Origin of the sequence: Thioalkalivibrio sp. HK1 (genome assembly GCA_000583135.1) — a bacterium.
In the GTDB taxonomy this organism is placed as follows: Bacteria; Pseudomonadota; Gammaproteobacteria; order HK1; family HK1; genus HK1.
In genome coordinates, this window is record JFBG01000060.1 from 20,930 (window position 1) to 33,841 (window position 12,912).

Sequence of the window (12,912 nt, forward strand, 5' to 3'; positions counted from 1 at the left end):
TCCTTGTCCCCTCGTCAATCGGCGCATCATCGACAAGCGCATCGAAAGGAACGCCGTCGCTTTTCGCACCGCGGATTCCATTTTCTCGGGGAATCGCCTCGAGACGGCGAAGGAATCCTCGTTCGTCTTTCGGTCGCCCCTTCGAATGGCGCAACCGGCCGATCGGCCGATCGGATCGAGTGATCGGAATCGATCGAAACATCGCACCGTCCATCGCCGAACCCGTCATGCCTTCGATGAGGCGGCGACCATCGGCACGATCGAAAGCATTGCCGAATATCCGCCTTCGGGGAGGGGATTTTCAAGACTCCTATCGGATCCGTCGAGACCTTTCGATATTGGAAGCATCGAATGCGTTGATCCGATCGGGGCATCGACAGCGCCAAAAGCCATTCGTGTCGGGAGAACTCCATCATGGCCCTTCATTCGAAGATCAGCGATACCGATGCTATCGAGACCCGGGAGTGGATCGACTCGCTGCAATCGATCTTCGAGCGAGACGGCGCCGAGCGCACCCGCTTCGTACTATCCACCCTGATCGAGCACGCCCGCGAAGCGGGGCTGCATCTGCCTTTTTCCGTCAATACGCCCTATATCAATACCATCCCCGAATCCCGCGCCGATTACACCCCCGGCGATCCGGCGATCGAATGGCGTATCCGCTCCCTGATTCGCTGGAATGCGCTGGCGATGGTGGTGCAAGCGAATCGGGTCTCCGGCGAGCTCGGTGGCCATATCGCCAGTTTCGCTTCCGCCGCCACCCTCTACGATGTCGGCTTCAACCACTTTTGGCATGCCCCCAACGAGACCCACGGCGGGGATCTCGTTTTCATGCAGGGGCATTCCGCACCGGGGATCTATGCCCGCGCCTTCCTCGAAGGAAGGATCGACGAGGATCGCCTCAAGCGCTTCCGCCAAGAAGTCGGCGAACAGGGGCTTTCTTCCTACCCCCACCCGTGGCTGATGCCCGATTTCTGGCAGTTCCCGACCGTCTCGATGGGCTTGGGGCCGATCATGGCCATCTACCAGGCTCGATTCATGCGCTATCTACATAGCCGCAACCTGCTCGATACCTCGGGCCGGAAGGTTTGGGCCTTCATGGGCGATGGCGAGATGGACGAGCCGGAAGCCCTCGGCGCCATCACCCTCGCCTCGCGCGAGAATCTGGATAACCTCATCTTCGTCGTCAATTGCAACTTGCAGCGCCTCGATGGCCCGGTGCGCGGCAACGGCAAGATCATCCAAGAACTCGAAGCCGCCTTTCTCGGGGCGGGCTGGAACGTTCTCAAGGTGGTTTGGGGATCGTATTGGGACCCCCTGCTGCAGCTCGATACCCGTGGATTGCTGCGTCGGCGCATGGAAGAGGCGGTCGATGGCGAATACCAGAACTTCAAGGCGAAGGGAGGGGCCTATACCCGCGAGCGTTTCTTCGGCCACTATCCGGAACTGAAAAAGATGGTCTCGAATCTCTCGGACGAGGATATCTGGCGCCTCAACCGCGGGGGGCACGATCCGCACAAGGTCTATGCCGCCTACGCCGAAGCGGTGCGGCACCAAGGCGCGCCGACGGTCATCCTCGCCAAGACCGTCAAGGGCTACGGCATGGGAGAGGCGGGCGAGGGGCAAAATATCACCCATCAGAAAAAGAAGATGGAGGAGGACGCCCTCAAGGCCTTTCGCGATCGCTTCGATATCCCCATCCCCGACGACAAGATCGCGGACGCTCCTTTCTACCGCCCCCCCGACGATAGCCCCGAAATACGCTATCTGCGCGAGCGGCGGGAACGTTTGGGGGGGACGTTGCCGCAACGCCGACAACGCTCCGCCCCCTTGGATATCCCCGATATCTCGGCCTTCGATGCCTTGCTCGAGGGCAGCGGCGAGCGCGAGATATCGACCACGATGGCCTTCGTACGAGCGTTGACCGGCCTCGTGCGGGATCCGAAGGTGGGCCGTTTCGTGGTCCCCATCATCCCCGACGAGGCCCGCACCTTCGGCATGGAGGGGCTTTTTCGGCAGCTCGGCATCTATTCCTCCAAGGGCCAGCTCTACGAGCCGCAGGATGCGGATCAGGTGATGTTCTATCGCGAGGCGCGCGACGGGCAGATCCTCGAAGAGGGGATCACCGAGGCGGGAGCGATGAGCTCGTGGATCGCCGCCGCCACTTCCTACTCCACCCATGGCCTTGAAACGATCCCCTTTTATATCTTCTATTCGATGTTCGGATTCCAGCGCATCGGGGATTTGGCATGGGCTGCCGGGGATAGTCGGGCCCGGGGTTTTCTCATCGGCGGAACCGCAGGCCGTACCACCCTCGCCGGCGAGGGCTTGCAGCACGGCGACGGGCATAGCCATATCCTGTCATCGACCATTCCCAACTGTATTTCCTGGGATCCGACCTACGCCTTCGAGTTGGCGGTGATCGTCCACGATGGCATGAAGCGGATGTTGCAAGATCAAGAGAGTGTCTATTACTACATCACGGTCATGAACGAGACCTACCCGCAGCCGCCCATTCCCGAGGGGGTGCGAGAGGATCTTCTCAAGGGCTTGTACCTGCTGCGAGAGTCCCCGGCGGATAAAAAAAGGAGCCGGAAGAAATCCCCCAAGGTTCAGTTATTCGGCTGCGGAACCATCCTGCGCGAGGTGGAAGCGGCGGCGCAGTTGCTCGAAGAGGATTTTTCGATCAAGGCCGATGTATGGAGCGCCACCAGTTTCACCGAGTTGCGGCGGGAGGGGATGGCGGTCGAGCGGTGGAATCGCCTGCACCCCGAGGAGCCTGCGCGCCTTTGTCATCTCGAGCGATGCCTTGCCTCTCGCTCGGGTCCGGTGGTGGCGGCATCGGATTACATGCGCTTGTTCGCAGATCAGATCCGTCCATGGGTGCATCGACGATTCGTCGCTCTTGGCACCGACGGCTTCGGGCGCAGCGACCGCCGCTCGCAGTTGCGTCGTTTTTTCGAAGTCGATCGTTTCCATGTCGCCCTTGCGGCCCTCAAAGCCTTGGCCGACGAGGGCGAGATCGAGGTCTCGCTCGTTCGAGAGGCGATCGCCAAGTACGAGATCGATCCCCGATCGCCGGATCCGTGGACGGTTTGAGCGAGGTCGATGCGCGGCGATGAGGTCGATGAAATCCGATAGCTCGGGGTTCGAAATCCCCGACGGAGCGATGAGGAGGGCCGGTCGGTGAGCGATCCGAAAGAAGTCCTTGTCCCCGTCCCCGATATCGGGGACTTCGATGCCGTTCCGGTGATCGAGATCTTGGTCGGGGTCGGCGATCGGGTGCGCAAGGAGGATCTTTTGGTCACCTTGGAAAGCGACAAGACGACCATGGATATTCCCTCGCCGGCGGCCGGGGTCGTTCGCGAGATCGCGGTAGCGGTCGGGGATCGGGTTTCCCAAGGCTCGCCGCTGCTGCATCTGATGGAGGAGGTCGATGACGATTCGAAGCCATCGGCGACCCCACCGACATCCCCGCCGTCCTCCGAGACGGCGAGTCCATCCCCCGAAGGCGCCGACGATTCGCCCCTTGAGACCGAGCCCGAGTCGCTGTCGGCATCGCCCGACGAATCCATGCCGATGACAAGCGATCCGACGACGAGCGCCGGCGGATCCGAATCCCCGGCCCTCGTCGAGGTGTTTATCCCCAATATCGGGGAATTTTCCGATGTGCCGGTGATCGACGTGCTGGTGCGGGTGGGAGACGAAATAGCGATCGAAGATCCTTTGATCACCTTGGAAAGCGACAAGTCGGCGATGGATATCCCCTCGACGGTCGCCGGGACGATCGCCGAGATCGCAGTCCAATCCGGAGATCGGGTGAGCGAAGGGGCGTTGGTTGCGACCGTCGAGTCCCTTGCCCCGAGTGCGACCCCCGGCGGCGAGCGAGCGCAAGCCGGCGCCGTCGATCCGAGCCCGGCCGCCGATTCGAACGCCTCGATCGATCCGAAGCCGCCCGCATCGAGCGCCCCGGTATCGACACCCACCCTCGATGATCCGCGCGCTCCCAGGGGCTCCCCCACCGCCTCCCTCGCCCCCGAGCCCGAACGAACGCATCCCCTTTCCCACGCCACCCCGGCCATGCGTCGATTCGCCCGCGAGCTCGGAGTCGATCTCCTGGCGGTCAAAGGTACCGGCCGCAAAGGCCGGATCTTGCGCGAGGATATCAATATCTTCGTCAAGGACGCACTGGCCAAGACGTCGGCCTCGAGCCCCCCTGCTGTCGGCCTTGCCCCCATCCCCGAGGTGGATTTCGCCAAATTCGGCGAGATAGAAACCCGCCCCCTTGCTCGCATCAAACGTATTTCGGGTCCCCACCTGCACCGCTCATGGGTTAACGTGCCCCATGTCACCAGCCACGAGGAAGCCGATATCACGGAGTTGGAGGCTTTCCGTCAAAGCATCAAGACCGAAGCGAAAGCGCAGGGAATTCGCATCACCTTGCTGGCGTTCATTACCCATGCGGTGGCCCGCGCGCTCAAGGAGTATCCGAACTTCAACGCCTCGCTCGGTCCCGGCGGCGATACTCTCGTTTTAAAAAAATACGTGCACATCGGCATCGCCGTGGATACCCCGGGGGGCTTGATGGTGCCGGTGCTGCGCGATGCCGACCGCAAGGGGATCTACGAGATCGCAAAGGAGATGGCATCGCTCGGAGAGCGGGCGCGAGAAGGCGCTCTCAAACCCGATGAAATGCGCGGCGGCACTTTCAGTATCTCCAGTTTGGGCGGGATCGGGGGCACCGCCTTCACCCCGATCATCAACGCCCCCGAGGCCGCGATCCTGGGGCTCTCGCGCACCCGCATGCGCCCGATCTGGGACGGGGAAGCCTTTCGGCCGCGCTTGATGCTGCCTTTGGATCTTTCTTGGGATCATCGCATCGTGGACGGGGCCGAGGCGGCGCGCTTCCTCGCCCACCTTTCCGCCTCTTTGAACGATGTGCGGCGATTGTTGCTTTGAAAGCGATCCGGAAAAAGCGGGCCACTCATCGGCAACGCATCGACGCTCGGGAAGTCTTGTCGATTCGATCAACCTTCGAGGGTTCGTATTCGAGCGTCCGCGCTGGCCTTCTCGCCTTCCCCGCTTCGCCTCGAGCCGCCGCCGTGAATTTTCATTGCAAGACTTCGCTTCATTGAAAGACTTTATCGATCCCATCACCTCGAATCCTTGATGAGCCCCGCCGATGTCCGCTTCTTCGATTGAAACCCAAGTTCTGGTGCTCGGCGCCGGCCCGGGCGGCTATACCGCGGCTTTTCGCGCCGCCGATCTCGGCCTTCGCACGGTGTTGGTCGAGCGCTACCCGACCTTGGGCGGAGTCTGTCTCAATGTGGGTTGCATCCCCTCGAAGGCCTTGCTCCATACCGCGGAAGTGATCGACGGTGCCCGCGAACTCGGCGAGCGCGGGGTCGCTTTCGAGTCGATGAGCATCGATCGCGAGCGGCTTTCGAAGTGGAAGGACAAGGTCGTTGCGGGATTGACCCGGGGTTTGTCGGGGCTGGCGAAACAGCGCAAGGTGCAGGTGGTGCATGGCAACGGGCGCTTCGTCGATCCCCATCGGCTCGTCGTCGAGAGCGAGCGGGGGAGTGTCGAGATCGCATTCGAGCGCGCGATCATCGCCGCCGGCTCGCGCCCCGCCCTTCTTCCCGGCCTACCCGAAGACGATCCGCGGGTGATGGATTCGACCAAGGCCCTCGCCCTTGACGATATCCCCTCGAGGCTGTTGGTGGTCGGCGGCGGCATCATCGGTCTTGAGATGGCCACCGTCTATGCCGCCCTCGGCTCTTGGGTAAGTGTGGTCGAATGGCAGGACGGGCTCTTGCCCGGCACCGATCGGGATCTGGTCAAGCCTTTGGAGGATCGTTTGCGAAAGCGATTGGAGTCGATTCGGCTTGCGACCAAAACCACCGAGGTGGTGGCGGAAAAGGAGGGCATTCGGGTTGCCTTCCAATCATCGAACGAAGCCGCGGCTTCCGGTGGCGGCGGCGCCGACGAAGCCCTCTTCGATCGGGTGCTGGTTGCGATCGGGCGGCGCCCCAACGGCCATCTGATCGGGGCGCAAGCGGCGGGGGTGAAGGTCGACGAGCGCGGATTCATCCCCGTCGACGACGGGCAGCGCACCAATATCCCCCATATCCACGCCATCGGCGATATCGCGGGGGAGCCGATGCTGGCGCACAAGGCGACCCACGAGGGAAAAACGGCGGCGGAGATTTGCGCCGGGCACAAGGTGGGCATGGATGCCCGAGCCATTCCCTCGGTGGCCTATACCGATCCCGAGGTCGCATGGACGGGGCTCGGCGAGGGTGAGGCCAAGGCGAAGGGCATCGAGGTGGAAAAGGCGGTATTTCCGTGGGCGGCGAGCGGGCGGGCCTTGGGGATCGGTCGCAAGGAGGGCTTTACCAAATTGCTTTTCGAACCCGGCGGCGGGCGTTTGCTCGGAGCCGGAATCGTCGGCCCCCACGCCGGAGATCTGATCGCCCAAGCGACTTTGGCGATCGAGATGGGAGCGGATGCGCAAGATATCGCGCTGACCATCCACCCCCATCCCACCCTATCGGAAACTTTGAATTTCGCCGCCGAAATCGCCGAAGGGACGATCACGGATCTCTACCTTCCTCGGCGCACCTGATCGACGAAGGCAAGACGAGCCTCTTTTCTTTTCAACCGTCAAATCGCTTGCCGCCCGCCGGCAATCGAGGCGCAGGCGAGATATCGGCGCCGATTTCGCCGCCTGTTTGCTTCGATGGAGTTGTCCGCATCGCTCTTGCCGAAAAAATCCGGTCGCTCGCTCGGAGGCGATCGTCGATGCTTTTTTTCGATAGCGCCGAAGGCCTGCCCGAGATCGGCCAAGCCTTTGCGCCGGAATATAAAGGAGGGAATTCGAGCGATTATCCGACAATCTCGGATTTATTTTGCTATCATAATGCCTGATATGCCGCCTTCTTTTTTCGATTTTTTTCTTGCCGCCCGGGGCTCGTCCTTCCTTGGGGATGATGTCCCTTGGGAAGAAACGAAGGATTCACCGTTGCTCGCTTGACAACATCGACAAAGAGTGTCCGATATGAAGATGACCATTCGAGGCCTAGGCCTATCGATCGTCGCAGCGTTGGCGATTTTCCAAGCCCCTTCGGTTGCTGCGCAAAAAGCAACGGCCGAATCATGCGCCCCGGTCACGACTTATCAACAAGGTCCCGATACCTATCGTAGGATAACGAACAATTGTGGGGAAAATATACAAGTTCTCAAAAGAGTCTCGAATGTCGCCGGCACGTCATGCGGTGCCCAACAGGCAAGGACACTTACGACCACCAGCCCTCTTAATCAGGAAAATATCACGCACGGGGGGCGGTTTTGCATTCAATATCAAAGTACCACCAGTCAAGCGAATTCCTGTCGTGCAGCGTGCGCAGCGCTGGCGGATTGCGGAAACAGTCATGGCGTCGGCGCGGTACCTCTGATCTCCTATGGTGCAACCCTTAGCGGCAATGCAGGAAATATCGTTCTGACCCCGGCGTCCGGGACCTTATCGTTCAACGAGGGGAGTTCGGGAACCTTCCAAGTCAAACTCAGCGCCGCTCCTTCCTGCGATACGACGGTGACGCTATCGAAGACGAACTCAGGCGTGACGATCTCGCCTGCGACCTTGACCTTCACCGCATCTAACTACAATACCAATCAAACGGTCACCGTTTCCTCCGCCGACGATAACGATCATCAGGATATCTCCGATACCATCACTTTGAGCGCCTCGGGCGGGCTTACGGCCAGCAATGTGACGAAGGCGGTCTCGGTGGATGATCAAGATACCGGGGGCTTCGATACCGGCTCGGCCACGATACAACTGACAGAGGGAGGCAGTAATACGAGGAGTTTCTCCATCAGACTCGATAGCGCCCCGGATCCGGGTGGATTGGCCAAAATCGGTATAACGAGCTCGGATACGGGAGCGGTGACGGTCTCGCCTTCGGAGTTGCAATTCTCCAGCTCGACATGGAATATCAACAACTCGGTGCAGGTCAGGTGGGTGGGCGACGAAGACGGCAGCGACGAGTCGGTCACGATCAGCATTTCCCCCACCAGCGGTTACTCCGGCGTTGCCGCCATAACGAGATCGGTCACGGTGCGAGACAACGACGGTTCGATCACGGTCAGCTCGGCGGCGGTCAACGTCACCGAGGGTGCCACCGGGACCTTCACCGTTCAGCTCGGCGCCCCCCCGAGTTCGAGCGCGGTGTTGTCGGTATCGAGCAACGATACCGGGGCGGCGACGGTCTCTCCGTCCTCTTTGACTTTTTCAATGACCAACTGGAACAGCCCCCAGACGGTGACCGTCACCGGCACGCAAGACAACGACGAGTCGGATGAAAACGTCACCATCACGGTCGGGACTACCAGCGGCTACCGGGCTTCGAGCGTGACCAAAGCGGTCTCGGTGACCGATGACGATGCGAGGGTCGAAGTCAGCAGCGCGGCGGTTAGCATTACCGAGGGCGGCTCCACCGGCACCTTCACCGTGAATCTCTCCTCGGCCCCGAGTTCGAATGTGACGGTCTCGGTTTTGAGCGGCGATACGGGAGCGGTGACGGTCTCGCCGTCCTCGATCAACTTCACCACCACGGACTTCGATGCGGAGACGGTAACCGTTACCGCGGTGGCGGATAGCGACGGCACCGACGAATCGGTGACCATCACCTTGGATGCCACCGGCACCATCCCGAGCGTTACGAAAACCATTACGGTGCAAGACGACGACGGGGGGATCACGGCCAGTGCGGCGGCGGTCTCCATCACCGAAGGCGGCTCTGCGGGCACCTTCACCGTCACCTTGGATGCCCCCCCGAAATCGGGATCGAGCCACAACACCACGGTGTCGGTGACGAGCGGCGATACCGGGGCGGTGACTGTCTCTCCCGCCTCGTTGACTTTTTCCAGTACCAACTCGACCAGCCCCCAGACGGTGACCGTCACCCCGGTGAGCGACGCCGACGGATTGGATGAATCGCCCACCATCACCCTTGCCGCCAGTGGCGGCGGCTACCGGGCTTCGAACGAGACGAAGACGATCACCGTGGCGGACGACGATCGAGGTATCGAGGTGAGTTCGACGGCGGTTTCGATCACCGAAGGCGGTACGACGGGCACCTTCACCGTCGAACTCGAAACCGCTCCGGCGGCGGGTGCCGATGCCACTTTCTCGGTGACGAGCGGGGATGCGGGGGCGGTGACGGTTTCGCCTGCGACCTTGACCTTCACCGCCTCGAATTACGATACGGCGCAGACGGTGACGCTCACTTCGGTGGAAGATGCAGATGGATTGGACGAGACGGTTACCATCACCGTCAGCGACACCGCGAACTACGATGCGGACGATGCCACGAAGAGTGTGAGCATCGTGGACGACGACCGGAGCATCGTTGCGAGCGCCGCTCCCACCCTCACCGAAGGGGGCTCGACGGGCACCTTCACCGTCGAGCTCGAAACCCCTCCGGCGCAGGGCACCAGTGTCACGGTGTCGGTGACCAGCGGGGATACGGGGGCGGCGACGGTTGCGCCGGCGACCATGACCTTCACCGCCTCGGACTACGATACGGCGCAAACGGTAACCGTCACCCCGGTGATCGACGACGATGCCGTGGACGAGAGCGTGACCGTCACCTTGTCCGCCGGGAGCGGCTACGATACGGATGACAAGACGGTCTCGGTTCCCGTGACCGACAAGGATGAGGCGGAGTTCACCCTCGACGACGCCACGAACTTGAACGTGGTCGAAGAAGACGCCACGGGAGTTTCGTTCAAAGTGCGTCTGGCGACGAGACCCTCGTCGAATATGACGGTATCGATCACCGCCACGAATTCCGATATCGTCATCGATACCGACCCGAGTGTGACGGGCAGCCAGACCTCGATGTCCTTCGCCCAATTCGGCCAAACCAACGCTTGGAATCAATACCGGACGGTGACCCTCACCGCCACCGGTGATGCCGATACGGACAGCGAACACTCCTTCATCACCATCACCGGCGCCGGCTCCGATTACGATGGCTTGGAAAAGATCTTCCGGGTATCCATCGAAGATGACGATATCCCTCCGGGCGATATCGTGATAGCCCCGCCGGGGACGACGCTGACGATAGAAGAAGGGCAAAGTAAGAATCTCGATATCACCCTCAGCGCCCCTCCGGTCTTCGATGTGACGGTCGATCTGTCGAATACCAATACCGGGGTGGTCCTGTCCCCGACATCCTTGACCTTCACCGTTTCGAACTATTCGAGGGCGCAGACGGTTGCGATCGCCCCGGCCCAGGACGACGATGCGATCGATGAAACCGACACCATCACCCTATCCGCCACCGGGGGGCTCGTCGCCGCCGATCAGACCTTGTCGGTCAGCGTGACCGATGACGAGACGGCGGGTTTCGAACTCAACACCGATACCCTGACCTTGATCGAGGGCAAACAAACCTACTTCTTGGCGCGCTTGACTTCGAGACCCTCGGCGGATGTGACGGTGACGGTCACGCCGGTCGACCCCATCTCCATCGATACCGATGCGAACACGGACGGGATCCAAAATACCCTGACCTTCGGCCAGACCGATCAGGCGAATGCTTGGAATCGCTATCAAAGGGTGGTGGTGGTGGCCAATCGGGACGACGACGAGGATGACGAAACCTTCAATATCGCGCTGAGCTCAGCGGGCGGGGATTACCAAGGCAAGACGGGCAGCATCGCCGTTGAAGTCGCCGATGTTCCGCCCGGGGATATCGTACTGCTCCCGGCGGGCTCGGTGAGCATCCACGAGGGCGGATCGAGGCGGCAGATCGATATCAGCCTTTCGAACGCCCCCAATGCTCAAGTGACGGTCTCGCTATCGAATACGAATCCGGATGTGAGGCTGGACCGGGATTCGCTGACCTTCACCCCCTCGAACTATTCCCAAGCGCAAGCGCTCACCATCTACGCCATCGATGACGGCGACGGGGTGAACGATACCGACACCATCATCCTCTCGGCGGCGGGAGGACTCTTTGCCCTTCCGACGACGATGGAAGTCACGATCATCGACGACGAAGCGCCGCCACCTCCGGGGCCTCCGCCTTCCAGTTATGAAGGGGGTCTGACCATCAGCCCCTCGGAGCCCTACGCCATCGTCGAGGGCGGGCGGATCACCTTGACCCTCAGCCTCGATTCCCAGCCCCCGGAGGATGTGACGGTCACCATGTCGAAGACGATTCCCGACCTGAGCATCGTCCCGAGTACCTTGACCTTCACCCCTACCAATTGGGATGCCGAGGTCGAGGTCGATATCATCGCCTCGGAGGACGAGCGCGCGGTGGACAGCACGGACAATATCGTCTTTTCCATCCCCGGTCGAACCCTGTACACCCTTGCCCTTTCGATCGAGGATAACGATGCCCGACTCATCCCCCTTCCTGCGGGGGGTATCGAAACCCCGGAGGGCGGGACCGGGACCTTCCGCCTCAAACTCTCCCGGATGCCGCCGCATAATGTCCATGTCGATCTTTCGAGCCGGAACGATTTCGTTTCCGTCGATCCGACCTCTTTGACCTTCACCCGCTCGAATTGGGATTCGGAGATGGAGGTGAAGGTGCGCGGCAAGGAGGATTTGGATTCCTTCGACGATTACGATGCGGTTCTCATCGATGCCACCGGCGGGACCATCCACTTCGCATCGATGGATGTATCGATCATCGACAACGACGAAGTGCCCGAGGAGAGTCCGAACTGGGAGGTCAAATCCAAGGCCTTGGCGATTCCCTCGAACAGCGCCCAAGACAGCGCCACCGTCAGGGTGAGGTGCGATCAGGAAACCCCGTGCAAGATATACCTCGATTGCTCGACCCAGGCCGGGGAGGTTTTGCAGGGTTACTTGCCGGCGATACCGGCGAGGGCGACCTCGACCTTGGTGCCCGGATATATCCAGCGTCATATCGGATCGCCGGGCTCGTGGGAGGGGCGGCTGGGATGCTCCTTGAGGAGCCAGGACAATATCGGTTCCCAAGTTTGGACGCGTTCGGGAGACGGGGTGCTGGTCAACAACAGCGAGGTGATTCGAAGTGTGATGGAAGGCGAATACTATCGGGCGGATATCGAATCGATTCCCTCGCCCGACGCATTCGATCTATCGAATATCCGGATTCGCTGCGAGCCGCAGACCGAGGATTGCACCGAGACCGTTTTCGTATGCTACACCGATGAGGGCCGAAGATACGAAGCGCAGATGGGGGCGATCGCTCGGGGCGTCACGCGGCATTTACAGGCCGAAGAGCTGGCCAATCTGTTGAGTCATCGATGGCCCGGCATCGGCCTGTCCTGCGAGGTGCGCTCCAAGGGTCGATTCACCGCCCAAATCCTGACCCGCACCGGAGGCGGCGGAGCGCTGGTCAACAACAGCGCGACGGGGGCGATGAGATAGAAGGGCTGAGATGGAACGAGGGCCGCGAAAGGAGCGACGTGCCTTTATCTCTCTTCGCCGGTCCTTGTTCTATCGACGCTCTCTTCGAAAAAAAACGGATTGATCCAAGCCGGGACGGGGGGACGATAAAAGCTCCCTCGTACCCGGCTATTTTATTTTTTCCCTCGCCGCTTTGACGAGCGCACCGGCCAAAAAACGGCGTGACGGTAGAGTAAGGGGGGTAGATCGGGTCCGAGGAAAAGGATAGAATGTGTATGGTAGGAGATGTTCAGGCGATCACCCATAAATCCAGGAGATAGCGAGATGAGCGAGGGTCGACAAACCGATCGGCTAGAAGTGAGAATTTCCGAGATGATGACCGTGATTCTTCAGGATAACGCGAAGGATCGGGAAAAGTTCCAGCAGGAAATGCATGCCGGTTTCGAGAAGATGTGGGAAAAAATGTGGGAGAAAATGCAGGCCGAAACCGAAAAGAT

Annotated in this window: 4 protein-coding genes; all 4 read left to right on the forward strand. The window is 60.8% G+C overall.

Annotation, left to right across the window (positions count from 1 at the left end; genetic code table 11):
- The first annotated feature begins 414 nt into the window (after positions 1-414).
- Positions 415-3,099: a pyruvate dehydrogenase (acetyl-transferring), homodimeric type gene (gene aceE, locus BF99_RS0115005; protein ID WP_025771586.1), complete on the forward strand. Its 2,685-nt coding sequence runs from the start codon at positions 415-417 to the stop codon at positions 3,097-3,099.
- 87 nt (positions 3,100-3,186) lie between these two features.
- Entirely contained in the window at positions 3,187-4,959 is a 1,773-nt protein-coding gene (gene aceF, locus BF99_RS0115010) for a dihydrolipoyllysine-residue acetyltransferase (RefSeq protein ID WP_025771587.1), read from the forward strand.
- A 223-nt stretch (positions 4,960-5,182) separates the two neighbouring features.
- Positions 5,183-6,628 carry a dihydrolipoyl dehydrogenase gene (gene lpdA, locus BF99_RS0115020; RefSeq protein WP_025771589.1) on the forward strand — a complete coding sequence of 482 codons (1,446 nt, stop codon included), beginning with the start codon at positions 5,183-5,185 and terminating at the stop codon, positions 6,626-6,628.
- 438 nt (positions 6,629-7,066) lie between these two features.
- Positions 7,067-12,436: a beta strand repeat-containing protein gene (locus tag BF99_RS0115035; RefSeq protein WP_156013358.1), complete on the forward strand. Its 5,370-nt coding sequence runs from the start codon at positions 7,067-7,069 to the stop codon at positions 12,434-12,436.
- Positions 12,437-12,912 lie beyond the last annotated feature (476 nt).

What these genes read in the sequence shown, in the direction of transcription:
- aceE (WP_025771586.1), top strand. Translation starts at nt 415, where the DNA reads ATGGCCCTTCATTCGAAGATCAGCGATACCGATGCTATCGAGACCCGG.
- lpdA (WP_025771589.1), top strand. Translation starts at nt 5,183, where the DNA reads ATGTCCGCTTCTTCGATTGAAACCCAAGTTCTGGTGCTCGGCGCCGGC.
- BF99_RS0115035 (WP_156013358.1), top strand. Translation starts at nt 7,067, where the DNA reads ATGACCATTCGAGGCCTAGGCCTATCGATCGTCGCAGCGTTGGCGATT.